This is a genomic window from Sphingomonas mollis (genome assembly GCF_016427505.1).
GTDB classification, from domain to species: Bacteria; Pseudomonadota; Alphaproteobacteria; order Sphingomonadales; family Sphingomonadaceae; genus Sphingomonas; species Sphingomonas mollis.
Genome location: NZ_JAELXS010000015.1, coordinates 1 through 26,384, shown reverse-complemented (window position 1 = coordinate 26,384; position 26,384 = coordinate 1). Strand labels below are relative to the sequence as shown.

The 26,384-nt window shown below is 62.0% G+C and carries 18 protein-coding genes and 5 pseudogenes; 9 read left to right on the top strand and 14 right to left on the bottom strand.

Annotated features, from left to right (window positions below):
* Positions 1-19: 19 nt before the first annotated feature.
* The gene (locus JAO74_RS17355; RefSeq protein WP_199041164.1) at positions 20-2,743 is read right to left on the bottom strand and encodes a TonB-dependent receptor; all 2,724 of its coding nucleotides are present in this window, start codon (positions 2,741-2,743) and stop codon (positions 20-22) included.
* 76 nt (positions 2,744-2,819) lie between these two features.
* Between JAO74_RS17355 and JAO74_RS17350 the strand changes: the two genes are divergently transcribed.
* Complete coding sequence (locus JAO74_RS17350) at positions 2,820-3,650, top strand: FadR/GntR family transcriptional regulator (RefSeq protein ID WP_233151157.1); 831 nt, start codon at positions 2,820-2,822, stop codon at positions 3,648-3,650.
* 188 nt (positions 3,651-3,838) lie between these two features.
* Here JAO74_RS17350 and JAO74_RS19315 read toward each other — a convergent pair.
* Positions 3,839-6,220, bottom strand: a pseudogene (locus tag JAO74_RS19315) (glycoside hydrolase family 3 N-terminal domain-containing protein).
* Positions 6,221-6,858: 638 nt separating this feature from the next.
* Between JAO74_RS19315 and JAO74_RS17340 the strand changes: the two are divergent.
* Positions 6,859-7,876: pseudogene (locus tag JAO74_RS17340) on the top strand (IS110 family RNA-guided transposase).
* 281 nt (positions 7,877-8,157) lie between these two features.
* Here JAO74_RS17340 and JAO74_RS17335 read toward each other — a convergent pair.
* The 4 genes from JAO74_RS17335 to JAO74_RS17320 all read right to left on the bottom strand — a co-directional run bounded on the left by JAO74_RS17335 (position 8,158) and on the right by JAO74_RS17320 (position 13,712).
* A protein-coding gene (locus JAO74_RS17335) for an IS630 family transposase (protein ID WP_199041161.1) occupies positions 8,158-9,104 on the bottom strand; the annotation gives its coding sequence in 2 pieces (ribosomal slippage) (positions 8,158-8,768 and positions 8,768-9,104; 948 coding nt in all).
* Positions 9,105-9,206: 102 nt separating this feature from the next.
* A complete protein-coding gene (locus JAO74_RS17330) occupies positions 9,207-10,325 on the bottom strand; it encodes an endo-1,4-beta-xylanase (RefSeq protein ID WP_199041197.1) in 1,119 nt (372 codons plus the stop codon).
* A gap of 79 nt (positions 10,326-10,404) precedes the next feature.
* Positions 10,405-13,398 carry a TonB-dependent receptor gene (locus JAO74_RS17325; protein ID WP_199041158.1) on the bottom strand — a complete coding sequence of 998 codons (2,994 nt, stop codon included), beginning with the start codon at positions 13,396-13,398 and terminating at the stop codon, positions 10,405-10,407.
* An 83-nt stretch (positions 13,399-13,481) separates the two neighbouring features.
* Entirely contained in the window at positions 13,482-13,712 is a 231-nt protein-coding gene (locus tag JAO74_RS17320; RefSeq protein WP_233151156.1) for a hypothetical protein, read from the bottom strand.
* 154 nt (positions 13,713-13,866) lie between these two features.
* Between JAO74_RS17320 and JAO74_RS17315 the strand changes: the two genes are divergently transcribed.
* Positions 13,867-14,103, top strand: coding sequence for a hypothetical protein (locus tag JAO74_RS17315; RefSeq protein ID WP_199041152.1), 237 nt, complete (start codon positions 13,867-13,869; stop codon positions 14,101-14,103).
* A 35-nt stretch (positions 14,104-14,138) separates the two neighbouring features.
* Here the strand turns inward: JAO74_RS17315 and JAO74_RS17310 are convergent, their stop codons facing one another.
* Positions 14,139-15,242 (bottom strand): arabinan endo-1,5-alpha-L-arabinosidase, encoded by a 1,104-nt coding sequence (locus JAO74_RS17310; protein ID WP_199041150.1) that lies wholly within the window; start codon positions 15,240-15,242, stop codon positions 14,139-14,141.
* 146 nt (positions 15,243-15,388) lie between these two features.
* On the opposite strand from JAO74_RS17310, the gene JAO74_RS17305 reads away from it, so the two are divergent.
* Together JAO74_RS17305 and JAO74_RS17300 are read left to right on the top strand one after the other, a co-directional pair.
* On the top strand, positions 15,389-15,679 hold the full coding sequence (locus JAO74_RS17305; protein WP_199041148.1) for a GntR family transcriptional regulator: 291 nt from the start codon (positions 15,389-15,391) through the stop codon (positions 15,677-15,679).
* 182 nt (positions 15,680-15,861) lie between these two features.
* Positions 15,862-16,670 (top strand): annotated as a pseudogene (locus tag JAO74_RS17300) (IS5 family transposase).
* An 18-nt stretch (positions 16,671-16,688) separates the two neighbouring features.
* Here JAO74_RS17300 and JAO74_RS17295 read toward each other — a convergent pair.
* Positions 16,689-16,856 (bottom strand): hypothetical protein, encoded by a 168-nt coding sequence (locus tag JAO74_RS17295; protein ID WP_199041146.1) that lies wholly within the window; start codon positions 16,854-16,856, stop codon positions 16,689-16,691.
* A 334-nt stretch (positions 16,857-17,190) separates the two neighbouring features.
* Between JAO74_RS17295 and JAO74_RS17290 the strand changes: the two are divergent.
* Both JAO74_RS17290 and JAO74_RS17285 read left to right on the top strand, forming a co-directional pair.
* Positions 17,191-17,463, top strand: a pseudogene (locus tag JAO74_RS17290) (hypothetical protein); the annotation flags it as partial.
* A 245-nt stretch (positions 17,464-17,708) separates the two neighbouring features.
* Positions 17,709-19,079, top strand: coding sequence for a carboxylesterase/lipase family protein (locus JAO74_RS17285; protein WP_233151162.1), 1,371 nt, complete (start codon positions 17,709-17,711; stop codon positions 19,077-19,079).
* Between the two features lie 159 nt (positions 19,080-19,238).
* On the opposite strand, the pseudogene JAO74_RS17280 reads toward JAO74_RS17285, so the two are convergent.
* Positions 19,239-19,739 (bottom strand): annotated as a pseudogene (locus JAO74_RS17280) (IS5 family transposase); the annotation flags it as partial.
* Positions 19,740-19,845: 106 nt separating this feature from the next.
* Here JAO74_RS17280 and JAO74_RS17275 point away from each other — a divergent pair.
* Together JAO74_RS17275 and JAO74_RS17270 are read left to right on the top strand one after the other, a co-directional pair.
* Positions 19,846-20,532, top strand: a complete 687-nt coding sequence (locus JAO74_RS17275) for a DUF433 domain-containing protein (protein WP_199041142.1) — start codon at positions 19,846-19,848, stop codon at positions 20,530-20,532.
* Entirely contained in the window at positions 20,529-20,924 is a 396-nt protein-coding gene (locus tag JAO74_RS17270; protein WP_199041140.1) for a PIN-like domain-containing protein, read from the top strand. Before JAO74_RS17275 ends, JAO74_RS17270 begins: the two co-directional genes overlap by 4 nt.
* Positions 20,925-21,117: 193 nt before the next feature.
* Here the strand turns inward: JAO74_RS17270 and JAO74_RS17265 are convergent, their stop codons facing one another.
* The 5 genes from JAO74_RS17265 to JAO74_RS17245 all read right to left on the bottom strand — a co-directional run bounded on the left by JAO74_RS17265 (position 21,118) and on the right by JAO74_RS17245 (position 26,064).
* On the bottom strand, positions 21,118-23,751 hold the full coding sequence (locus tag JAO74_RS17265) for an AAA family ATPase (RefSeq protein ID WP_199041137.1): 2,634 nt from the start codon (positions 23,749-23,751) through the stop codon (positions 21,118-21,120).
* On the bottom strand, positions 23,748-24,863 hold the full coding sequence (locus JAO74_RS17260) for a metallophosphoesterase (protein WP_199041134.1): 1,116 nt from the start codon (positions 24,861-24,863) through the stop codon (positions 23,748-23,750). The genes JAO74_RS17265 and JAO74_RS17260 overlap by 4 nt, the downstream gene beginning before the upstream one ends.
* A gap of 82 nt (positions 24,864-24,945) precedes the next feature.
* Positions 24,946-25,230 carry a helix-turn-helix domain-containing protein gene (locus tag JAO74_RS17255; RefSeq protein ID WP_199041131.1) on the bottom strand — a complete coding sequence of 95 codons (285 nt, stop codon included), beginning with the start codon at positions 25,228-25,230 and terminating at the stop codon, positions 24,946-24,948.
* Positions 25,227-25,568, bottom strand: coding sequence for a type II toxin-antitoxin system RelE/ParE family toxin (locus JAO74_RS17250; RefSeq protein WP_199041128.1), 342 nt, complete (start codon positions 25,566-25,568; stop codon positions 25,227-25,229). The genes JAO74_RS17255 and JAO74_RS17250 overlap by 4 nt, the downstream gene beginning before the upstream one ends.
* Before the next feature lie 328 nt (positions 25,569-25,896).
* Complete coding sequence (locus JAO74_RS17245) at positions 25,897-26,064, bottom strand: hypothetical protein (protein WP_332908842.1); 168 nt, start codon at positions 26,062-26,064, stop codon at positions 25,897-25,899.
* Between the last annotated feature and the right edge of the window lie 320 nt (positions 26,065-26,384).

Here is a 26,384-nt window from a genome sequence, read left to right as displayed (position 1 = left end):
TTTGCGGCGGGTCGGGGCATCACAGGCGAGCGCGAAAGCCAATAGCGAAGGTTCGCGTGAACAGTACCGTATCGCGTGGATAGACCGTCGCATCGCCGAAATAGGTCTGGAAGACATTCTTGGTGATGTTGGTCGCGTCGAACACGATCGTGAACTGCGGATTGATATCGTACGCGATCGACACGTCGAGGTTCTCGACCGGGCTATTGCGGAAATCGTTCGGGTTGACCCCGGTGAAGTGCAGCCCCGTGCTGTAGCTGTCGCGCCATACGTACGAAGCGCGCGCCGAGAGGCCGTTCTTTTCATAGATGAGGGTGCCGGTCGCCGAATACTTTGACACGTTGGCGAAGGGCAGCGTCAGGAAGCCGGTCACGCCGGGGAGTGGCGCCAGTGCGCGATTTTTGCCGTCGATGTAGGTGCCGTTGGCGCTGACACCGACGCCTGAGAGGAAGTTGGGGAAGAAGGTAAAGCCACCCTCGATCCCGGTCAGCTTCCCGGAACCTGAATTCTCGGGACGGGAAATCTGGTAGGTGCCGTTGTCTGGGCCGAGATAGTCGATCTCGAAGTTGCTCGTCACCGACTGGATAAAGCCGCTCACTTTGCGGTGAAAGAAGGTGGCGGTGATCGCACTCGACCGGTCAATATACCATTCGACTGCCAAGTCGTAATTGGTCGACTTTACCGGTTGCAGTTCGGCATTCCCGCTGCTGCCACGACCGAAGGGCTGCTGGCCGGGAACCGGGGGGGTCAGCGTAAGCGCAGGGTTCAGTTGCGAGAAGCTGGGACGCGTGATCGTCCGACTAGCCGCCGCGCGCATAAACAGCTTGTCGGTCAACTTGTAGCGCAGCGCGATGTTGGGCAGCACGTCGGTTGTGCTGCTGGCGATCCTGACCGGCTCTACCGCGGTACGCACCGCGCGAAACGCGTCAGAGACGTTATCGACCTTTACGACCCTTACGCCGGCCTGACCGTCGAACTGGCCGATCTCAAAGCTCGCCTGACCGTATCCGGCGTAGCTGTTCTCCTTAATGTCGAAGAAGCGGGTATCCTGGAACGCCGGGTCGCCTGCGGCCAGACCGAAACGCTGTCGCAGCACGTCGACATTATCGAGCAGGACGTCGGTCGACGGCGATATCCACGAGCGGATGAAAGGGCGCGTGCCTTCGAAGAAGTTGCCGGGCTTCTCACTGAGGAGTCCGGGGATCGAATCCGCCCGCACGGCGTAGCAGCGAACCGCCCCGGTCGCCGAGCAATTCACATTCTGGACAAACGAACGGGAGGTCGCGTCACGCCGGTTTATCCGCGCGCCGGCGGCGAGCTCGGTGAAGATCCACAGCGGCTGCCTGTATCGCACGTCGCCGCGCCAGGTGTATTCCTCGCCCAGCGCCTCGGTGCGGGTTAGGTTCAGTCGCGCCAGCGAGTATTTGGACCGGTCCAAGACGTCGTCGAATGGCAGTGTGAAGGTCGGCGTGCCAATCGACCGATCGAAGAACCCGTCGGTGCGCCGAGCAATAAAGTCGATGTCAAGAATGTTAGTACGATCGGTCGCCTCCGACCGGGTGTACGACACCTCAGACGCGATCGACCAGCCATCGCGATTCCATTCTCCGCCAAAGGCGCCCTGATATCGATCGGCCTTATTTTGGTACGATATACCATAGTTGGCGACGCGATTGTTGGCGACACTCAGCCGGTCGACCAGCTTGGTATCCTCGTAGAAGGTCAGCGGCGCAAGCAGTGAGCCGTTCATTGAGGTGAAGTTCTGATCGGCATTGCCGCGATCGCGAAAGCCATAAAAAAGGCCGTCGGCAAACAATGTCAGCTCCTCGCTGGGTGCCCATTGCAGCGATACGTTGACTGCAGGCCGTTCGCGCTTGCCGACCGTGTCGATGCCGCCGATCACGTCGCTTCGAAACACCCGTGGTTCAGCGGGATTCGTGCCGCGCGGATCGAGCGGTACGCCTGGCGTGTAACGTGCCAGACTATTGTCGGCGTTGTAGCCGAAATAGCCGCCATTAAAGATTGTTTCGTCACGGTATCGCGTTTGATGGAAGGAGACGGAGACGAGCGCACCGATCTCTCCGATGCCAGTCGACCAACGGTTCGACAGCAGCATGCTGGCATAGGGATCGATCGTATCAGGCTGCTCACTATAGACCTGCCGCGCCGCCACCGCGAAGCGCGCGCCCTTAAAGTCAAAGGGCCGCCTGGTGCGCACATTGATCAGGCCGGCGATCCCGCCCTCGATCTGGTCCGCCGAGCGTGACTTATAGATGTCGATGCCAGCAACGAGGTCGGCTGGCACATCGGCCAGCGATAGCGAACGCCCGGTGGTACTAAAGATGTTACGTCCGTTTATCACGGTGACGACGTCGGGTAAGCCGCGGATCAGCACCGTGCCCGACTCACCGCGGAACCGTGGGGCGACCTGCACACCCGGCACCCGCTGCAACGCTTCGACGACATTGTTGTCGGGTAGCTTGCCGATATCCTCTGCGACGACTGAATCTACGATCTGCTGCGCATTGCGCTTAATCGACTGCGCCGAGGACAAACTGGCGCGGACGCCGGTGACAACGATGTCGAGGGCCGACGCAGTCTCCTCCTCGCCGCGGCCAAGCGAATCCGACACCGGCGGTAGGGGATCGACGGTCGGCGGCACCGCCGGTGGCGCGGACGGCAGCGCCTGAGCGGCGGCCAACGCGATCGAAGAAGCATGCAAACAAGCCAGCGCTAACGTCATCGGACATCCCCTCTTACCAAGCGCCTTAACCAACGCCTCTTATCTGGTCCTACCAGAATAAGGGTAATCATAGGGATTGCGCAAGCTTAATCGTAAAGATCAACAAATCTACTCGTACCAGAACGAAGATGACTTGACCGGATGTGGAATTGAAGGTCACGTCACCGTTATGGACTCTGCCGCTTCCTCCGACACAACACCGCGCTTCGGCCCCGATCGACCCAGCGGTATTCGAGGCGGCATCGTCCATGATCTCGGTGTCGCTATCGTCAGCGGACAGCTGCCGCCCGGCACCGCCCTTCAGAGCGAGGAACGGTTTAGCGTCGAGAGCAACGTCTCGCGCGGCGCATATCGCGAGGCGATTCGCGTGCTCGCGGCAAAGGGTTTGGTGCACAGCAGGCTCAAGAGCAGTACGCGGGTCAACGACCGATCGCGCTGGAGTCTCCTCGATCTCGATGTGCTGGGATGGATGTTCGAAAGCGGTCCCGATACTGACTTCATCCGCAGCATTTTTGAATTGCGCAGCATCGTCGAGCCATCGGCCGCTGCGCTGGCGGCGGTGCGTCGCGACAGCCGGCAACTTGCCCGCATGGGCCACGCGCTGGAGGAAATGGGCGAGCACGGGCTATTGAGCGTCGCCGGACGCGCGGCGGACAAAGCGTTCCACCTTCTTATCCTCGATGCGACCCGCAACGAGCCGCTAATGACGCTATCCAGTTCAATCGCCGCCGCTATCGAGTGGACGACTCGCTTCGCCCGGGATGAACAGCAGCAATCACGCGACCCCATGCCTGACCACCGTGCTGTCTACGATGCGTTCATCAACGCAGATGCCCCGCGCGCGCGTGAGGCAATGGCTATGCTGATTGAGAACGCCTTTGCAGACACAGGGTTGATGACGGAATAGCGATCGCGCGTATTCCCCCCCAGAGGACCCAGAAGCGGTCGTTCAAATCCCCTCGCCCACTCCCCAACTTCAGACGCCTGTTCATCTAACAATTACCACGGCTGCTCGTTCTGCAGGTCGGGGTACAAGGCTTAGAGGGTTCGGCTAAAACGTTGGGATCCAGCCTGGCGTAAGAGAAACGATAAGGATCAGCGGACTGTCAGCGTTGTCTCCTTTACCGCTGTCGAGGTGTTACCCGCGCTGATCGTGAACGTCCCCGGTTCGACGACCCGCTGCATCGCGACGTTCCAGAAGGAGAGGTCGGCAGGCTTCAGGTCGAACGTAACCGTCCGCTTCTCACCCGGCTGCAACGTCACGCGCTGGAAGTGCTTGAGTTCGAGCACCGGCCGGGTAACCGACGCTTCGTCGTCGTGGACATAGAGCTGCACGACCTCGTCCCCCGCGCGAAGGCCGGTGTTGGCGACGTCGACCGACACGCGAACTGTCTCGTCACGACCGATCGTCGATTGCGCCAGTCGCGGCGCGCCGACGTCGAAGCTGGTGTAGGACAGGCCGTAGCCGAACGGATAGAGCGGCGTGGTGGTGTCGAACAGGTAGCCGCGCCGCGCGGTCGGCTTGTGGTTGTAGAAGATCGGCAACTGGCCTTCGCTGCGCGGTACCGACACGGGCAGCTTGCCGCCGGGGTTAGCGCGGCCGAGCACGATATCGGCGATGGCGTTGCCGGTTTCCTGACCAAGATACCAACCCTCGACGATTGCCGGGGCGTTCGCTTCCAGATAGGTCGCGGCGAGCGGCCCGCCGTTGAGCAGCACGACTACCACCGGTTTGCCCGTCGCGAACAGGCGGCGGGCCAGTTCATTCTGCTCGCCGATCAGGTCGAGCTTCTGCCGGTCGCCGAGATGCTGGTCGGCCCATGCCTCGCGGCTCAGTTGTTCGTTCTGCCCCAACACCAGCAGGATCGTGTCGGCCTGCGCCGCCTTGACAACTGCCTCCTCGATCAGCGGCGCGTTCTCAGCCGGCGGGACCAGTTCGACCTTGTCGGCGGCCCATAGGCGGCTGCGGGTCAGGCGAACGCCCTCGGCATAATCGACCGCGAAGCGGCCCCGCGCGGCCTCCTGCACCCCTTCCAGCACGCTCACGATATGCTTGGGCACGTCCGAATAACCGCCAATCGGAGTGTCGCGGGCGTGGGTGCCGACGACCAGCATCCGACCGACCTTCGCGGGGTCGAGCGGGAGCAGGTTGTTCTGGTTCTTGAGCAGCACCACCGAGCGGACGGCGGCTTCGCGGGCCAGCGCGATCGCATCTGGCGTCGCGGTCTTGGCCTAAGCGGTACGGGCGTCGGTATAGGGGTGCTCGAATAGCCCCATCTGGAACTTCATGGTCAGAATGCGCCGCACCGCCTTGTCGACCTGTTCCTGCGGCACCTGGCCCGACCTGACCATCTGCGCCAGCGTCGACCAACCCTCGGCATCGGGCAGCTCCATGTCGACGCCGGCATCGAGCGCCCGGCGGCCGGCAGCGGCCATGTCGGTGCCGTATAATTTGTGGCGGGTATTAAGTTCCTTGATCGCGAAATAGTCGCTGACCACCGATCCCTGATAGCCCCATTCGCGGCGCAGCACATCGTCGAGCAGCCATTTGTTGGCGTGGCTGGGGATCCCGTCGATCTCGTTGTACGACGCCATCACCGCCTGCACCGGCAGTTCCTTCACCGCGCGCTCGAACGGCGGGAAGAAGTTCTCGCGCAGCGTCCGTTCGGAGATGTTGGCCGGGCCGACATTGGTGCCGTTCTCCGGCTGGCCGTGCCCGGTCATGTGCTTCAGCGTCACCATGACCTTGTCCGGTTTCAGCGGCAGCGTGGCGCCCTGGAACCCACGGATCGCGGCCAGCCCCATCTCGCTGACCAGCACCGGGTCCTCGCCATAGGTCTCTTCGATCCGGCCCCAGCGCGGGTCGCGCGCGACGTCGACGACGGGGGCAAGCGCAAGATTGGCGCCACGAGCGCGCATCTCGCGCGCAGCAACGCCGAACACGCGCTCGATCAGCGCGGGGTCCCACGACGAGGCCAGCGCGATCGACTGCGGGAAGCTGGTGGCACCGCGCGCGACATAGCCGTGCAACGCTTCCTCATGCATGATCATCGGGATACCAAGCCGGGTCTTCTCGACCGCCCAGCGCTGCGCGGCGTTGACGTAGTCGGCGGTTTCCCGCGCGGTGCGGTTGACCGCACCGGCGGCAACGCCGGCGGCATTGTTGCTGACAGTGACGCCGCGCTTATCCGAGGGGCGGGTGATCTGACCGAAACCGTCAGGAAAGGCCTGAGACGCCTTGGCCGCCGAGAAATTGCCGCTGACATCCTGGATGCCGCCCTTCTTTTCCCAGATACCGATCATCTGGGCGACCTTTTCCTCCAGCGTCATGCGCTGCAACAGGTCTTCGACGCGGGCGGCGACGGGCTGCCAGGAAACCTTATACAGGGGGCTATCGGGCGGGGCTGTTCGGTTGGAACGACTGGGCGCCGCGAGGGTGCTCGTCGCCGCGGTTGCCAGCAGACAGGCAAGCGCCATGCGGATCGGCTTGGCCCGATGATCCAAGATCTCTCTCCTCTTTGCAGCGGGGCCGGTCCAACCGTCACCAGATTTATGATAGCGTTATCAGCTATCTTTCCATGCGAAAGCCGTCAACTGACTGTCCCAGTCGTACGGTGTCAGAGGCATTGACCCATACCTGGCCATTCACGCCCCCTTCCACGCTCCTCAATTTTGGCCGCTCATCCATCTTCGCGTTCTGACCGCTTTTGATGCCTGAATTCATAGCCGTGGGCGTCGTGGAGCGGTGGAGAGCGGCCCTTAAAGCTGGGCCTGCGCCCGCTCAACGATGCTTTTGCAACGAGCGAAGAGTGGCGATGACCAGTCCAGACTATCCGTGCAAAACCGCCGCAGCCCATCCGTCGACCCTCGCTGTGGAGATCCATCGATCTCAAGGGTATGCAGGAATGGTTTCAGCACGTTGAGTAGCCGTCGCTCTATGCTGTCGGACTGCGGAGCCGAAGCCCTGAGATCGTCGGCGAAGCGGCGCGCATCCTCAATAAGATCGTTCATGAGGTAACATTACGCTACTGGTGAGTGTCCGTAACTGATGACGTGGACGGCTCTCCAACCCTCCCGCAGACTGATTTGCGGAGAGAGCCGGAAGGAGAGCCACCATGAGGAACGTCACGACGATCGGTTTGGATATCGCGAAGAACATATTCCAGGTGCACGGTGTCGATGCTGATGGCGTGGCGGTGATCCGCCAGCGACTGACGCGGGGCCGGATGCTGAAGTTCTTCGCGAAGCTGCCGCCGTGCCTGATCGGCATCGAGGCGTGCGCATCGTCACACTATTGGGCACGCGAGCTGGTCGCGCTGGGACACGACGTGAAGCTGATGCCGGCGCAATATGTGAAGCCGTACGTGAAGCGGGGAAAGAACGACGCGGCTGATGCCGAGGCGATCTGCGAGGCAGTGACGCGGCCGACCATGCGCTTTGTTGGGATCAAAACACCCGAACAGCAGAGCGGGATGATGCTGCACCGTGTGCGCATGATCCTCAACCGCCAACGGACACAGATATCGAACGCACTGCGGGCGCATCTTGCCGAGTTCGGGGTCGTGGCACCGATTGGCAGGAACGGCATCGATCAGCTTCTCGATGTCATCGCCGATCCGACTGACGAACGGGTGCCCACCGATGCGCGGGTCTGCCTGGAGATGCTGGCAGTTGCGCATGGTGAAGGAGCAGATCCTCGAGAACGACCGCAGGATCCTGGCAAGCGCGCGCGAGACCGAGCTTGGCCGGCGCCTGATGGAAATACCCGGCGTTGGCCCGCTGCTCGCCAGCGCCATCGCTGCCACCGTTCCCGATCCGGCGATCTTCCGCTCAGGCCCCAACCTCGCGGCGTGGATCGGTCTCGTTCCGCGGCAGAACTTCAGCGGCGGCAAGGAGCGGCTCGGCGGCATCACCAAGGCTGGGCACCAGTATTTGCGCCAGATGCTGATCGTCGGGGCGATGGCGGTGGTGCGTTATGCAGAACGCAACGGGGCAAAGCGACCCTGGCTCGTGCAGCTGCTGGCGCGGCGCAAGGCCAAGGTCGCAGCGGTCGCGCTCGCCAACAAGAATGCGCGCATGATCTGGGCGATGATGGCTAGCGGCGACCGCTATCGTGAGCCGCAGATCGCGTAAGGAACACGGCGCGGGCGACCGCGCCTGACGAGGTTGGGAAGGGCGAACAGGAGCTAAAGCACAAAGCCGGTTGAAACCGCCGGATCGGAGAACCCAAAACGCCCAAGCACTCCGAGTGCGTGTAAGTGATCGGGACCCGAGACGCGCGAATGGCATTACGGCCAGCGGCACCATGCCGCACCAACAGGTCGGACACATGGCCGCACCAACCAGCAGTGCGAAGTGACTGATCAAGCTTGCCAACGGAGGGCCGTCCACACATGGACTAGAGCGGCTCCCGATCAGTCCGAGTCATAGCCGCAGGAGCTGAAGTAATTGGCGCATTCGTGTGGCTGGAACAGGTCGACCAACCTGCCGATAAGGGACCACAGCCCGGACACGGTGCGCTCGCCGGCCCTGCGCAGCATAGCCTCGAGGCGGGCAAACGCCTTCTCAATCGGGTTGAAGTCGGGACTGTAGGGCGGGAGGAACATGAGGCGGGCGCCGACGGCCTCGATAGCCTCGCGGACGCTGGCACGTTTGTGGCTGGACAGATTGTCCATGATTACCACGTCGCCGCGTCGGAGGTCGGGCACGAGGACCTGTCGGACGTAGGCATCGAACCAGTCGCCGTTGATCGGGCCGTCGAGCACCATCGGCGCGACCATGCCGGTCATGCGCAGGCCTGCAACCAGCGTGGTCGTCTTGCGATGGCCGTGTGGGTAACCCATCCGCAGCCGCTCGCCCCGCCGGCAGCGACCGTGGCTGCGGGTCATGTTGGTCGCCGTCCAGGTCCCGTCGATGAACACCAGCCGCTCGGGGTCGAGATCGAGCTGGCCATCGAACCAGTCCTCACGTGCGCTCAGGACGTCGGTGCGATCCTGCTCGACCGCATGGCCGGTCTTTTTTTGCGCGTGATGCCGTGTCGGGCGAAGAAGCGATGCAGTGTCGAGATCGCAACCGTCACGCCCGCCTGGCCCAGTTCGCGACGCAACTCGTCCAGCGTGATGTCGCGCCGTGCTTCGTGCAGCTCCAGCACTGTCTCCCGATGCGCCTCGATCCGCCGCGACCGCGTGTCCCCACCCTGTGGCCTGGCGGCATAGGCGCCCGTGCTACGGCGCTGATCGTGCCACCGGATCACCGTCGCGGCTGCCACACCGAACCGCACCGCCGCAGCCCGGCAACCCATCCCCTCGTCAACCGCGGCCAGCGCTCGCGACCGCAGATCCATCGACAACGGCTTGCCCATCCATGCCGGGCTCCATCCAGCCAGCACTGTGAATCAGATCAGAGCGTCCGTGTGAATCCCCCCTCCACTCAGGTCGACCGGAAAACGCTCCAAACACCTAGATCACGACCCACGCCCGGTCAGCTTCCGGATCAATGCGGCCTCGGCATCACGATAAGGCGTGCCATCTGCGCGTAACACCTCGTGGAACCAGACAGCCGGTTCGTCGAATGTATAGGGCTTCTTCCAGCTATCCCATGGCAGGCGGGTCTGCGTCCTGCCATCCACAAAACCCCAGTTGAACATTGCGATGTTCAGCCGTTTGCCGAGCGGCAGCGATCCATCGAACGTCGATCCAGCACCGCGCGCCATATATTCCGTACAAAAGACCGGCCGTCCATAGCTCAGCATCTGCTTGGCGCGGGCCTGGAACTTCTCGGGCCAACTATAATCATGAAAGCTCATCACGTCGGAATTGGCGACCTGAACGCGCTCAACCGCATCGAGCGTCGCCTGCCGATCCCACTGATCACCGATCCATAAGCCGCTGGTCAACGGCTGTACCGGATCGGTTGATCGCGCCCAGTCGAACGCCTGCCCGATCAAGCCGGCGACCATCGCTTTCTTGCCGGGGGTCGGCGCATAGTTACCGCCGCCCTCGTTATTCGGTTCGTTCCAGACATCCCAGGCCAACACCCGGTCATCCTTGGCGAACCGACCGACGATGTCCTTCACATAACTTTCCAACGCCGCATACCGGCTGCGATCGGCAAGCCTCGCGGCACCGGGCCCCTGCACCCAGCCAGAATTATGCACGCCAGGTATCGGCGGATGCTGCGGACCGATTGCGGGGTACGGGTCCCAGCAACTGTCGAACAGGACGAAGACGGGGCGGATGTGATGGCGGGCAGCGATGACCAGAAACTGATCCATTCGCCGCTTCAGACCTTCGGCATCGTCCTCCCACAACAAATTGTGGATGAACACGCGCATAGTGTTCATCCCCAGCTTCTCAGCCCAGTCCAATTCACGATCGATGGCAACGGAATCGAACGTCGCGGATTGCCACATTTCCAGCTGATTGATCGCGCTGGCTGGCGTGTAGTTGGCACCGACCAGCCAAGGCTGGCGTGCATACCAGCTGTTGGCGGCCTGCTTACTCCATAGTGGACGTGCGTCGGCGGTCTGGCCGAACAGCAGCGACGCGCCGAGCGCCGAAATCAAGACTTTGACGATACGCATCGCGCGCCTCCGTTCGCAGTGCAACCGACTGCACATGGGGCAACAGGTCGATCTCGCCGCCCGCTGCCCCCGCCATAGATCAAAAGCGGAACCGTGCGCCCAATCCGTAATAACGTCCCTCGTCACGCACGTCCCGCGGATAAGACCGGTCCGCGGCATATTGTGCGTAATTGCGGAACGGTTGTGCCAACAGGTTGGCCGCGTCAAACGTCAGCGTGATCTGCTTGATCGGTGTGTAATTGAACGAGAAATCGAGGCGCGTGATCCTTTCGACGCCTTCACCGAAATACACCCCGTTGATGACATTGTTGCTCGTCAGATAGCGCGAGCGGCCATTATAGGACAGCCGGGTCGATACCGTACCTTTTTCATAGAACAGCGCTGCGTTATAGCTCCACTTCGACAAGTTGGGAATGCCGACGAACGGCGGAACGGTACCGCTGGATGTAAGGCTCGCGGGAAAACGCTGTTTACCCTCCAGATATGTTGCATTCGCCTGCACGCCGAAACCGCTAAACAGGCCGGGCAGGAAATCGAAGAAGGTCTGACCGCCAACCTCGATACCCTTGATCTTGCCCGCACCGGCATTGGCGTTCGCGTTGACCTCGATCAGGCCATAAACCGGATCGCGGAAACGTTGGGTGTAGCTGGACAGGAAACCGAACAAGTCGCGGTAAAAGACCGCCGCGCTGATCGACGAATTTTGCGAGAAGTAATATTCGATCGTCGCGTCATAGTTCTTCGACCTCAGCGGTACGAGGTTGGGATTGCCGCCATTGCCGAAATAGTTTGGACGACCCTGAAGATTGGCCGCAAAGCGCGGATCGTTCAGCGGCTGCGACACTACGGTTGTCGTACCGTCCGGATTGGTAATGATCGTCCCCGGTAACGGCGAGACGTTCGGCGTCAGGAACACCGCTGGATTGAGTGCGCCGAAGTCGGGCTTGGTTACCGTCTTGGTGAAGCCGAAGCGGATTTGCAGTTTGTCCGTAGGCCGGATGCGCAAGCTGGCATTGGGCAGGATGTTGATGTAGTTGGCTTTGGTCGACACCTGCTGATCGGCGGTTATCGGGGTGCCGTTGGCATCGACCTGCACGATACCGTTCACCAGCACCGGAGTTGCACCCAGACCACTGTATCGACCCACCGTGTTGACGACGCGGGCACCGATCAGGCCGTCGATCCGGAACGATCCGATGTCGAATTCATACTTGGTCTGGCCATAGAAAGCATAGGTCTTCTCCTTCGCAAGGAAGGCTGCACGCGGATCAAGTTGAACCGTTGGTGTGGAGAAACGGGCAATATCGGCGATCAGGCCGCCATTCGTGGGATCAAGCGCCAATCGTCTTTGCAGCTGCTGCAGCGAGAACTGACGCAGCGCCACCGCATTACCCTCTATCCCATCACGCGTCGGCATCAGCCAGCTGGTCCAACCCTGTGTGCCGCGAAAGGCGTCCTGAGTCAGTTGCAGTTCGCCGGCCGGCGTGTTGGCAAGCGGGATGTTGAGCGGTTCGGTATAGGCGTAACGGTTGCCGCGCTCCAGCGAGGCGTCGCGATCGGTCCAGCGGAAACCAAACTGGAACTTCGGCAACAGTGATATCTCGGTGTCGAGATCCAGATCGCCGCGCCACTGCCAGCCGGCGCCCTTTACCAGATAGATACTCTCATAATAGCCGCGCCACCTGTAATTGGCGGGGTTTTCACGGTCGTAACCGGGCAGGTCGAACGCCGAGCCGCCGTTGATGAAGAAGTTGACGTCCATCGTCGGCGCCGTCGCCTGCGACATGTCAAAACTGTATTCGTTCGAATCGTATTGGCTGCGCGTATAGGCCAGATCGGTGGAAAGGTGCGCGCGACCCGTGTCCCATTTGATGCCGCCAGCAGTTTGGTAGGTGTTGGTGTTGTTGACGTTGGTGCTGCGATACGCCTGACCGCGCTCGCCGCCGGTTTTGGTTAGTGTCTGAACCTGATCGGGCTTGTCCTCACGCAGGACGACGTTCGACAGAGCAGCGTTGTTGTTGAGCAGCGATGCCTCGAACAAGTCATTGGCACCACGACCGCGATACCCCTGATAGAGGAAATCGTAATAGACTTCGAGGTTCGACGCGGGCTTCCACTGGACGCTGGCATTGACCGCCGGGCGCCAGCGCTTCCCGCTGTCGTTATACACGCCGACCCGTTCGGGAATACGAAAGGCCCGGCCGACCGAAGCAGGACTGACGGTCGTCTGGCCCAAATCCGATGGCACGAAGCCACTCGCCCAGCGGACAGCGTTACGGTACTGCGTCTGCGCGTAGGACGCGTTGACAAGGACACCGACCTCGCCGATCGCGGTATCGGCCCGCGCGCTCACCAGAATGTTGCCCAGCGGATCATACTTCTTGTTCTGATCGTTGTAGGTACCGCGGATACCGCCGGCGACGACGAACTTCTCCGCGAAATCGAAGGGACGACGTGACCGCACGTTGATGAGCCCGGCAAGACCGGGTTCCAGCAGGTCGGCGGTGCCGGATTTATATACTTCGAGACCTGCAAGTGCCCCCGCCGGAAAATCCTGCAATTGTGACCGGCGCAACTCCGCGGTGAAGATGTCACGACCGTTGAACGTGGTCGCGACGTCGGGCAGGCCGCGAACGATCACCTGACTAACTTCGTCGCTGCTGCGGACGACCTGAATGCCGGTGACACGCGCCAGCGATTCAGCGGCCGTGTTATCAGGCAATTTGCCGATATCCTGCGCGACGATCGCATCGAGGATCGCATCGGAATTGCGCTTGATCGCCTGCGCCGTCCCCAGGCTGGCGCGATAACCGGTGACGACGATGTCGCGCGGATCGACATCGTCGGCGGCGGGTTCGGTCGCGGCGGGCAGATTTTCTGTCGCTTCCGTGCCGGGACTGCGACCTTTGGCAGCCTGAACGGCTGCTTCCTGCGCAACAGGTGCCTGCGCCTCGATCGGCACATCTGTCGCTGCGGCGGTCGCATCTTTCTGCGCCGTCGTCGTCTGGCTTTGTGCAGGTACAGCCATCAGCGCAAAAGGCGCCACGGAAACCAACAGCGCGAAACGGGTCATCACTTCCTCCCCCTTTTATGTGAAAGCCGATTTTTGCCGGTCTTCCCTTCTGAGTGCAGAATTGTCTGACTAGTGATCGGCCGTCAAGCGCTGTTTAGGGGCTGGTCTTGATGGATGGCCCCAGCGGCATCATCGGGAAGCCCTGCCCGGTTGTCGAAAAAGCAGATACGCGGTAAAAAGTCTTGCCGCTCGCGGAGATGGACGATGCGATGCATGACCATTTTGCTGACATTCGCCATGACTGCCACAACAGCGGCCTCAGCCAAGCGGCCATCGGAAATCAGCTGGGGACGTGCGAGTGTATCGTTCGACATTTATCGAAGTGATGCGATTACCTGTGGGCGACTGGGGGCCAACGCGGATGTGGCTGACTAGCCGGCGACCGCGGCTTTCGTCGCAGCGGAACGACTGAACGATCGCATCCTGAATGCCCCCTTGGCCGGCTCCGATACGATCAGGGAGCAGGCGATGGTCAGACAGCGCCTCAATCCGGAAAAGGGCATAGCCGAATTGCAGAATGTCCACCTGTCCGCGACCGAGCGCTGCCTGACACGGCTCGGCTATCGGCGCTTCGTCCTGACCAGGGATCAGGCGCGGGCATTACACCGCCTGCAACCGGGAACCGCCGCGCGCCATGCGTATCTGCACACCCTTGCCAGTGACGCCACGATCCTGACCGCTCAGACAATACCTGCCAATCACTGACGCGATAGCTTTTGCTCAAGGACCGAGCGTCCTTCTCAATATTCTGCCACCGGCCAACCATTCGCTTCCCAGTGAAGCCTTGCCAAGCGCAGCGTCGGGGCGCCACGGGTATCGCGATCATAGGCGTGGTAGATCAGGTAATCCCGGCCGTCGCGGTCATGCAGGAACCCGGCATGACCTGGCCCACGATAACGATCCCGCCCTGCCGCGTCAGCCCGCACCAAAACGGTGCCGCCACCGTCCAGCATCGCATGACCGGATCGATCAACATAGGGTCCGGTGATCTTTCTGGATCGACCGATGACCAGATGATAATTGCTGTCGGCACCACGACAGCATTGGTCGAACGAGGCGATCAACCAATACCAACCGCCATGATTCACGATGAACGCGGCCTCGATCGCGGTGCCGTCGTGTGCCGCCCTGCGGGCGATCGCAACAGGCGGCGCGGCCGGATTGGCGAGCTTGCCGGTCTTCGGATTTAGCCTGACGATTTTCAGGCCGGTCCAGTAACTGCCGAATGCCAGCCACTGACCGCCCTCTCGGTCCCGCGCGAAATTTGGATCAATTGCGTTGAAGCCATCGCCCTCCTTCGATCCGATCACCAGCCCTTCGTCGCGCCACCCATAGCCGGGTTTTGCCGGATCGAGCGTGGCGTTGGTCAACAGGCCAATGACGGATCGCTGTTTGCCGAAGGTAGAGACCGAATAATACAGCCGGAAGCGATCGCCCGTACGCGATATGTCGGGCGCCCAGATATCCTTGGCGCCCGGCACCGCAGCCAATGCCCAATCCGGGATCGCTGAAATCGGCCCTGGCAAGGCGCGCCAGGTGATCAGATCGCGAGACGTGCGAGCAAGGATCGGCATCCGATCTCGCTGGCCCGTGGAATAGGAGTAATAGGTATCGCCGTCCCGGATCAGCACGGGATCATGAGCAGGGACGATATCACCGGCCAGTCGATCGTTCAGTATCAAACAATCTACCGATGGCGTCTTCACGCAGGCGTTGGTCGCGGCGGAGCCCTGTGATCCCTTTTGCGATGCTGAGACGTCCGTTGCGGATCGGACAGCCTGTGCCGCGGTTATGATCGGCACGACGCCGCCCCAGATCGCCGCCAGGATCAACCAATGCCGCATGCCGCCTTCCTCCTCCTTTATCGTCTTGTCCTACATATCCATTCAGTCAAAGTATATGTGTGTGGTGCAGAGCATAGCGGCGCCCCCTGCTGCGTGGGATGCTACCGTCTGCGTAAAGCTGTCGGACTGATTACAGGAGTAGCATAATGGCGGCTGGAAAACGGACGCGCCCGGCACATCTGATGCTGGCGCAACAACTGGGCGTCGCCATCGTCACCGGTCGTCATCCGCCCGGCACCGTATTGCCCGGCGAGATCGAACGGGCTGAAACGCTGGGTGTATCGCGCAGCGTGGTCGGTGAAATGCTGAGAACGCTGGCCGCCAAGCGCACTGCGCGGCATCTGTCCACGATGGGTCATGCGCTGGAAACGATGTTCACACACGGACTGGCCAACGAGATCGGCCGTACTACTGCAGAAGATGCATCGGTTGTTTGATCTCACGGTTTGATGGCGCGATCCTTTCGTTGGAACGAAGAAAGCCGCATGGGACAAGTTCGTCACGGGAGCGCGACGCCTGTCCAGAACCTGTCGAAGGGGCCACGCACGCCGCGTAATTCACCCCGAACTTCTAGAGGCTGTTATGGACTTGAGAGACGGGCTGAATCATCCGTTATCGGATGAGCATTTACCGCAAGCCCTATCCGTCTGACGTCAGTGGCGAGAAATGGTCGCTGGTCGCACCTCACCTACTGTTACAGCATGAGGATGCCGGGCAACGCGAGCATGGCCTGCGCGAAGTGTTCAACGGCTTGCGCTACATCGTGAAGACGGGTGCGCCGTGGCGGTGGATGCCGAACGACCTGCCGCCGTGGGGGGCGGTTTATCAGCAGACGCAACGCTGCTGGCGGCGGGATGCTTCGAGGCACTGGTGGATGACCTGCGGGCGGTGCTGCGCCTGGCGGCGGGGCGCACGGCCGAGCCGACCGCCGGGATCATCGATAGCCGAACGCTGCGGTCCACGCCCGAGAGCGGCGAGCGGGCCGGGTATGACGGCGGGAAACGCAAGAAGGGTTCGAAAATCAATATGGCTGTCGATACGCCGGGCCATCTGCTGGCGCTCCAGGTCACGCCGGCCAGCGCGGAGGATCGCGGTGAGGTGAAGCGCCTCGTGCGTACCGTGCAGGCCGTCACCAACGACACCGTCGAACTGGCCTGGGTCGATCAGGGCTATACCGGCGCACGGGCTGCCACTGCCGCGGCTAAACACGGTATCGCACTGGAAGTGGTCAAATTACCCGAGGCGAAACGCGGCTTCGTTCTCCTGCCGCGACGCTGGGTCGTCGAGCGCTCATTCGCATGGGCGACACGCTTCCAGCGCCTCGTCAAAGATTATGAACGCTATGCCGAGACACTCGCCGGACTTCATGTCGTCGCTTTCGCATGCCTCATGATGAAGCAGGCCGCCACGCTCCTTGCAGGTTCATAACAGCCTCTAGCTAATTGTTCAGATCTGCATACCATGGTTGCCATGTGGACCAAACCCCGTCGCTGCATCCACGTGAAGCCGAGCAAGAGTTAAGTGCAACTGCCGCATGGCACCCAGGTTAGCTCGTCTCGCCCGCTCGATTTCCTGCTCCGCCCGGTTCAGGTGGAAGATGCGTTTGTCGCTCACAACGCTCTCCTGTTGTTGCTACAGGATTTAACGAACTATTAAGATGGTCGCTCCCCCAATCGATAGCCAATTTAGTTTGTTAACAATGATTATTTGGTTCAATTTGCGGTTTTTTCTGGTCCATACCAGCGCCTTCGACCCAGTGCACGAAGCCGCTGCGCGGCAGTGGTGTTCGCGTGTTGATTTGCACTGAGAGTTGACCCGGCGTTTTCATCCAGAAGTGACCCGGGTCGTGGGGGTAATGTCAGGCCCGCGGAGTTGCGGGTCAAGTCGCAGCCTTCTCCTTTTTGGACTTGCTGGCCTCTGACAGAGCCTTACCCGGCTAAAAGCCGGGGTGGAACGAATGAACCGGACCATCAAGGAAGCCACCGTCAAACGCTACCATTACGACAACCATGATCAGCTTTAGTAGCACCTCGGCGACTTCGTCGCCGCCTACGATTTTGACCGCAGGCTCAAGACCCTCAAGGGTTTCACACCCTACGAAGCAATCTGTAAGGCATGGCAAAACAAGCAACACCATTTTATATCAAACCCGCACCATAAAATGCCGGGACTAAACACATACTTTAGAGTATTGAACGCGCTGCAGCATGATATCATCTGAGCTGGCGCTAATACTTATGAATGCATCGTAAGGCACCGACGACGTCAGACTACCAGCAGATCGGAGCGCAGTAATAGATACTGCATATCATCACGATAGTGACGATCGATATCATATACTACGATCGTCGACGGGGTGGCTCTATGCATCGCCCCATTCCGCTCATACACTCGGATCCTCGTCTGGCCGTCACGGTCATCGCATCTGGGGAACATATGCGCGCTTTGATCCTGTTGACTACAACGATGCTGACGACCGCGGCGACCGCACAGTTTTTGCCGCCGACCCAAGCACCGGTAGCCCGTGTTCGGATCGACACCGGCGCGCTGCGTGGCAGTAGCGCCGATGGCGTCACTGCGTTCAAGGGCATTCCGTTCGCCGCACCGCCGGTCGGGGCGCTTCGCTGGCGCGCGCCGCAGCCGATCGCCAACTGGTCGGGCGAACGCGATGCGACACGCTATGGCCATGATTGCATGCAGTTGCCTTTCCCCAGCGATGCTGCGCCGCTCGGCACGCCGCCCGCCGAAGATTGTCTGTACGCCAATGTCTGGAAGCCCGCGGGCAATGCCAGGGCGCTGCCGGTGATGGTCTGGATCTACGGCGGAGGCTTCGTCAACGGCGGCTCATCCCCGCCGACCTATTCGGGAGCCCCGCTTGCGCGAAAGGGCATCGTCGTCGTCAGCTTCAACTACCGCATCGGGCGGTTCGGGACGTTTGCGCATCCCCAGCTTACCAAGGCCGATCCCGATCGCGGATTGCTCGCAAACTATGGCTATATGGATCAGCTGGCGGCGCTGCGCTGGGTGAAGCGCAACATCGCCGAGTTTGGAGGCGATCCGGGCAACGTCACGATCATTGGCGAAAGCGCGGGCGGCATGTCAGTGCACGCGCTCCTGACGTCCCCGCTTGCGGTCGGCCTGTTCGAAAAAGCGGTAATCCAGTCGGGCCGCGCGAGCCCCGGTCCCAGTCTCGCGGACGCCGAAGCCATCGGGGTGAATTTCGCAAAATCCAAGGGCATTGCAGATAGCGATCCCGGTGCGCTGGCCAAACTTCGTGCACTGCCCGCGGACCTGGTGGTCGACGGGCTAAACCTCGCATCCATGGCGACCCCGCGCGGTCGCAAGTCGACCTACACCGGCCCGATCGTCGACGGCAGGATCGCAGTCGACCCGGTCGCCGCGTACCGCGAGGGGCGCTTCAGTAAGATGCCTGTTATGCTCGGCGCGACCAGCAACGACATCGGCGGCTCCGATGGCTACATGATCGTCGGCGCGCGCAATGCGGCGCAAGCTTTGGCGCAAGCGCACGTACCGGCCTACTACTACCGCTTCTCGTACGTCGCCACGTCGGCGCGCGATGCCTCGCCGAAAGGCGCAGGGCATGCCACCGATATCCCGTTCTTCTTCGACACCGCGGACGTCAAATACGGTGCGCAGACCAGTCCGACCGACCGCGCCGCGGCACGGACGGCAAGCGATTACCTTGTCAATTTCGTTAAGCGGGGCGATCCGAACGATGCAAGTCTGACGACATGGCCACGCTATTCGAGCAAGGATGCAGAGATGCTCGACCTCGATGCAAAGGGCGGCGCGACGCTGGTCAGTGACACGCCCTGATCACCGGGTCGCCTTGATCGAGACGTCATCGTCGGACAGCATCCGGCAGAACGGCAGGGAGGCGGCGCCCACGGCTTCGACCGGTTCTGAATAGCCCGGCGCAGTCCAGTCGCGGTGCACCTTACCGGCCGGTGGCGCATTGTCCTTTAAGAGCCCGACTCATAATTCGATCTTTGCGATATGGCGGGTCATTCGTCTGATGGAAGCGATGAGGAGCCACGCTTCGGAGGAGGCGATGGAAGCCTCCTAGTCCTTGGCGAGGCGCCGGCATCGGTTGAGCCATGCGATGGTGCGCTCGACGACCCAGCGGCGCGGCAGGATGACGAAGCGGCGGACATCGGAGCGTCTGACGATCTCGATGGCGAGACGGTCGAGATGCGCGATGGCCGCCTCCAGCTTGGGTCCTGCATAGCCGCCATCGGCGAACAGGTGAGCGAGCGAGGGATATGCGTCCCGGCAGCGCTCGATGAGGTCCGGCGCGCCGTCACGGTCCTGGACATCGGCGAAATGGATTAGGACGTCGAGCAGGTTGCCGGCCGTGTCGGTCGCGATGTGACGCTTGCGGCCCTTGATCCTCTTGCCTGCATCATAACCACGCGGTCCACCGGCTTCGGTGGTCTTCATCGACTGGCTGTCGATGATGCCCAACTCACCATCAGCGGACATTGGATCGCCGAAACGTCTTTGACGTTCCACCTAGGGCCGTCAGGCTTCGAAAGAAGAATACGTTTGTCATTCAGTCGGCCAATATGGCTATAGATATGTCATGAGCGACGCGGCGTACGGCATTGGCATATACACCGCACCAGAGGCGGCACGCATGGTCGGCATGCGTCCGGCGACACTGCGCCGCTGGCTCATGGGCTACGATCATGACGCGAAGCACGAGGCCCCGCTGTGGCGCCCCCAGTACGATCCTGCTGACAACGACGGCGTATTGCTCGGCTTCCGCGATCTGGTCGAGGCGAGGATCGTTAACGCGCTGCGTGCAAAAAAGATCGGGCTACCTACTATCCGGACTTGCATGAACCGCGCGCGCGACATCGTTGGGCAGCATCGCCCTTTCTCGACATCTCAGTTCAAGACTGACGGCAAGACGATCTTTCTCCACATCACGCGGGACCTGGATGAACCGCAGCTTATCGATCTCAAGCGTAGCCAAGGGGTCTTTAATCGGGTCGTCGCGCCTAGCCTCGCGGATCTCGATTTTGGACCTGACGGCGCCGAGCGGTGGTGGCTCCTCCATGGCAAGCGCACGATCGTTGCGGATCCTGACCGCGCCTTCGGACAGCCGATCATCGCCGAGCACGGCATGACCACAGCGCGAGTGGCTGAGGCGGTGCAGGCCGAGGGATCGGTAGCGAAGGTCGCCAAAATCTACGAACTGAAACCGAAGCTCATCCGGGACGCCCTCGCCTACGAACACATGCTGGAGGTGAGGCAGGCCGCGTGAAGCTGCTGATCGACAACAACCTGGCACCGCGGCTTGGCCGAGGACTGGGCGCGTTGTTCGACGGCATTCATGAGGTCGTGCACATCAGAGACAAGTTCGGCACTGGCAGCCTGCCCGACGAGGCGTGGATCGAAGCACTCGGTAAGGAGGGCGGTTGGTGCGTCCTGTCCGCGGACCGGCGCATTGCCGCAAAGAAGCCGTCGCGTGACTTGTTCCTGCGCTCCAACCTGATCGGCTCCTTCCCTCTCCCAGCGGTGACCCGCCTGCCGCTTACGTCGCTCACCGCACGTATCCTATACTTATGGCCCGTTCTGGAAACGACAGCTGGGGCAATGGACCGAGGATGTTTTGAGGTTGGCATCAAAGGCAATCGCCTGCGGCCGATCGCCTAGGTTGTCGCCCTCGGCGTCCATGGCATCGCATCGTACGCACCCAACGCAGATAGCGAAACTGAACGTCCAGGACCGACCCGGCAGCCACGCATACAGAACATTCTGAACAAAAGTCCTTTTATGCCGATCGCCGCCCGAAAGCGGACGGGCTGCAATCCACCAACTGCCAAGCACGGACATCAGCATTCTGCTATCACGGATTGGCCGTCAGAGTGATCCGGTTGCCGAGATGCCGGAAGGCACGATCACGGCAGGTCAGCAGGATGACCTGCATCCGCGTCGCCGCCTCGCTCAGTATTTCGGTCATGAGATCGAGGCGGGTGTCATCCGAGTAGACCAGCGGATCATCGAGGATCAGCGACACCGGCACCCCCTGCTCAAGCAGCATGTCCGCGAAGGCCAGCCGGGTGAGGACGGCAAGCTGCTCCTGCGTGCCCTTCGAGAGGTCGCCGCAATTCTCACCCAACCCGGCCCGCACAATCGACGTCAGGCCCAGATCGTCGCCGAAACTTGGATCGGCATCGGGCAGCAGCCGCTCGATATGCCGGCGCGCACGTCGTGCCACCGGCCCGACAAACGTCCGTGACGTCTCCACGCGGGCGCCTTCCAGCGTATCGCGCAGCAGTTTGAGCGTGTCCGCCTCCTGCGTGACCCGCGCTAGCGCCGCAGCCGCGGCATCCGCTGCTTCGAGCGCAACCGCAGCCCGGTCGCCGAGCCCCTTGCCGCCTTCCGCGTCAATGCGTGCCTCAAGTCCGGCAATGACCTTCTCAAGGTCGATGCGCTGGGTCCGGGCGACCTCGACCCGTTTGTCCAGCACCGCGATCTGGCGTTCGATCGCGGCCAGGTCATAGGCCGTCGCCGCCCGTTCGGCGTCCTGCAGATTGACCAGTGCAGCCGCCTCGCGCTGACGCGCGTCCGCCAAAGCCTTGTCCAACCCGGCTGTCTCCGGCTTCTCCGTCATCGCCGCAAGCTGTGTGGTGGCATTGGCGGCGTCCCGCTCGGCGCCCGCCTCCTCCACCATCAACGGGCCATGACGCGCTTCCGTCTCGCGCAATTGCTCGGCGGCAGCCTCGGAAACACCTTCCGCTTTTGCCACAGCCGAGTCCGCCCGCGCCGCAACCGCCGTCAGTGCGACGACGTCCGTCCCTTCACCACTCCCTGCCCCTTCCGCGTCTTCATTCAGTGCCGCGATGAAGAGCTTCAGAGCCGATGCGCCTGCCTCGATACCGAGCGATGCCACCACCGGCGTGACCCCAGCGATCCGGGCCTCCAGCGTGCGCACATTGGCCACCGCGTCCCGTGCCGCCTCGTTGCGGGTTCGGGCATCGGCAAGGCTCGCCACGCCGTGCTCAGCCAAGGCTGCGGCAAGATCGTCGCGGGCGTTGGCAAGCGCCATCTCGGCCCCCTGCAACCCGGCAGGCGGGCGGATGATCAGTTCCGCTTGGCCAAGCCGGATACGCGTCTCGCGGAAGAGCGTTCGGTCACCCGGCGCCGCAACCATTCCATCGATGGTCACTCTATCAAGTTCGCCGGCGAACTCGATGCGGGTTGCACCGGCATCGAGTGCGGCATGTGCCTTATCGACGGCACGCTCGCGCTCTTCGAGGCTCTTAACCACCTTGGCAGGAAGCTCGGTGCGTCCAAGTGCGCGAGCGGCGTCGAACTTGGCCTCAAGGATCAATAGCTCGGCATGTCGCTGCCGGGCCCGGATAATCTCAGCTCGGCGGTCCTGTGCTGCCGCCAGCGCCCTGCCCTCGTCCAACGCCATATGAGCCGCACGGCGCTGCTCACGAGCAACCGCTAGCAGCTCCCGTGCCGATGCGGCACGGTCACGGGCGCTGCCCAGTTCCTCTGCAAGCGTCAGTCGGCGATCACGTGCCTTGGTCAACGCTGTCGCGGTGTCAGCCACCGCAGCGCGAGCGTCAGCCAGTCTCGATCCGAGATCATCCAGCGCCGTGACCCGGTCGGCCAGGCGGCCCTGCTCGGCCCGCCGCGTATCGAGCAATTGCGCAGCCGATCTGGCCACCTCCAGTTGGCCAACCAGAACCTGTCGCCGCTCTGCATCGGTCGTATCGGCAAGATCACGGTCGAGTAGTCTGAGCTTGGCGCGTCCGGCCTCAAGATCAGAGAACGCCTGCTCGAGTGCGGCCAGCCGAGTGACGGCATCCGCTGCCGCACGCTGGGCAGCGTCATGCTCCTCTCGCGCCGTCGTCTGGCGACCGGTCGGCCTGCCGCTGTTGGTCCAGTATTCCGCGAACTGGCTATCAATGCGCGGCCGGACACGTTGATAGGCCGCGCCGCCCATGATCGTGCCGACCTCGGCCTCCAGCGTTGCCCGCACGCTGTCACGCACGATCTCGCCGGGTGCCGTGACCTCCAGCGCCTGGGCCTGTCCCACCCAGAGCAGGCCGAGCGCACCGTGGGCGGCGATATCCCCGGCTTGACTGGTGTCACGACGCGCACCCAGCAGTCCCTGGAGCTGCGCTTCCGCATCCTCGCCTTGCGCACGGCCAATGGGGCCGCGGACCTCCACTGATGGGCTTTTGAGGAAGCGTTTGGTGACCTGCCACTCCTCCCCCTTTGCCTCGAAGCCGATCTCGATCTGCGGGGCGACCGCCTCGCCATGTGGCGCATAACTGCGCGCCAGCCGGTTGGCGGTGTTGTGGCGAATGAAGAAGGCGGCGCGCATCGCCTCGAGCAAGGTCGACTTGCCCGTCTCGTTCGGCTCGATGATGACATTGAGCCCGTCGGTCAGTCCGTCGAGGACGAACGGGTCGCGAAACTTGCGAAAGTTCGTGAGCGCAACGCGCCGGATCCTGAGGCTCATGCTGCGTCCTGTCCGCGCTGATACTCGACGAACAGGCGCTCGAGCGCCCGCTTGGCGATGACGCCCTCGCTGCCTCCGGTCTCGATCATGCCCATCAGCTTGGCGGCAGCCGTCCCGATCATGCCCTCGACCTGCAGATCAGCGAGGTCTTGCTCGCTCGGGCGACCAGCCATGTCGTCAGCCGTGACGGTCAGATACCGCAGCCGATGGCGAAGGTCGTTGTCGAGACGGCCGAGGATTCCGATCCGATCAGAGAGGCTGACGATCCCGGTGAGCGATAGCTGGAGCAGGGTTGCCGAGGGTTCGATCTCCCCCAGCAGCCGCTCACAGTCGGCAGCGAAGCTGTTCGCGTCGGCGACCGTCCACTCTCGGACCAGCCACCGGAACCTGCCGGTGCGGATCGGCTCGACAGTCGGCTCCGCGCCTGGCTCGAGCGTTACGAGCAGCGCAGATCCCGGCTCGTCGCGCTGGAAGCGATCGGTCTCCGGCGTGCCCGAGTACCAGGTCCGGGCATCGACCCGGAGGCTGCCGTGCCAATCACCAAGCGCGAGATAGTCGAGGTTGGACAGCCGGGCGCGATCCGGCGCGATCTGATTTTGCGCTTCGCCCCGCGACGAGAAATCACGGATCGAGCCATGTGCCAGACCGATGCGCAAGCGTGCGCCCGGCGTCTCCATCGTGTCGAACAGCACAGTGGGATCATCGAGATTGTGACGGTGGATCAGCGGTGCCGGTAAGAGCCAATGCCCACGCTCTAGCTCGTGAGGAATGGGCTCAGCCAGAATGCGGATATTCGTCGCGTTCTTGCTGTGGACGCGGTCCCACAGGCCACTGTTGCGGGCAAAGTCGTGATTGCCCGGGAGCAGCCACCAGGTGCACGGATAGCGCTGCATCCGCGACACCGCTTGCACGATGACGCGGTCTTCCGGTCCCTCGGTATCGAAGACGTCGCCAGCGACAAGGACATGCGCGGCACCATGCTCGGCCGCGGCCTTGCCGATCGTATCGATCGCATCGAACCGCGCTTCGCTAAGCACAGCCCGGACGTCGCTGTCGAAGCGGCCATAGGGCTTGCCCAGCTGCCAGTCTGCGGTGTGGATCAGGCGTAACATCAACTCTTCCTGCTAGCTCTCGGATGCAGTGTCGAGCGGCGCAGGCGGTCCTGCCGGCGGACAGGCCATGTCGACCGGCGTGCTATGCCCGCCCTACGAGCTGCTCGATCGTGTCGGGCTCGGCACTGATCAACGACAGGAGCACCCGCGCCGGCGCATCCGGCTGGCTGCGGCACTGCTCCCAGTCCCGCACCGTCCCCAACGGGAGGTGGTAGGCGCGGGCGAACTGATCCTGGGTCTTGCCGGTGCGCTTGCGGATCGCCGCCACGTCGATCGGAGCGGCTACCTTGCCGCGGCCCGGCTCGCCATTGGCATGGGCGATGGCGTCATCAAGGCCAGCGGCGATCTTGTCGAAGGCGCTCTTCATCTCTTCCTCCTGAGGCTGTCGGTCAGTGTCTTGGTCAGCATGGCAAGGGCGTTGCGTTCGCCCTTGGTGAGGTTGGCCTTTTCGTTCTTGCCGAACACGGTCAGCAGGAACGTCGGCATATCGGTACCGGCGAAGTAGGTGATGACCCGGTACCCGCCAGATTTGCCACCGCCCGGCCGTGCCACCCGCAGCTTCCGCGCCCCGCCGCATCCTGGCATGATCTCACCCGCCTCCGGATTAGCGGCGATGAGGTCGACCACCATCTGCTGCTCCTCGGCGCTCATGCCAACGTCCTTCGCCGCAGCAAGATAGGCGTTGGTTTCGATGACCGACTGCATGCCAAAATGTGTACGGGATACCCGTATTTAGTCAAGCCTCGCGCCTCTTACCGGGGACCTGCATTCATCCGTTAGATGAGGTCGCGATACCGAGCTTGAATTGGCGGCTTAGCGCCTGACCCATACCATCTGAACGAACAGCAGCTTACCAAGACGGGCCGCCCGAAAGCGGACGGGCCGCAATCCACCAAAAAGCAGACCGGCTAAATTCTAAATTACGACGAATTTCTACGTCGCGAAGCCGCCTGAGCAAAGATTGTAAGCGATAGATTGTAGATGAGGCGAGATCTTATCGAGGGCCCCAGCGCGCTGACTGTAGGAGGCACCCTTATGAAAGCTGGACGCCTCGATAGGTCGTCTCGCCGACGATGATCTTGGCGATACCTGGACCAACGATCGTGTTTACCTTGCCTATCGCAGTGTCGATCGGTTCAACTGGAAATGTGATCTCGATGACATGCGAGTTCGGAACCGGCAGACCGTCGGCGTCGATCACGGTCGGTGAGGGGTGTAGCTGTACACGATAAGGTATCAGGGAAAGTGCACTCATCTGATTGCCCTTGCATCACCCACCATGAATGTCAGTCCACCAAACTGGGGCAGTTTTAGCGAAGTCGACCCATTTTAGGATTTGTCACAGGTGACCGCCAATCTGAAAATCAAGACGATGAACCTCGCCTCAGTAAGCTGGCGTTCGGCGCTCGGTGCGCGTCCTCGAGGTATATGGAGGCCGCACCACAAAAAAGGCCGCCAGCTGGAAAGCTGGCGGCCCATAAGATGCCTAAAAACAGGGAGTAATCAGGCAAACGCAACCGT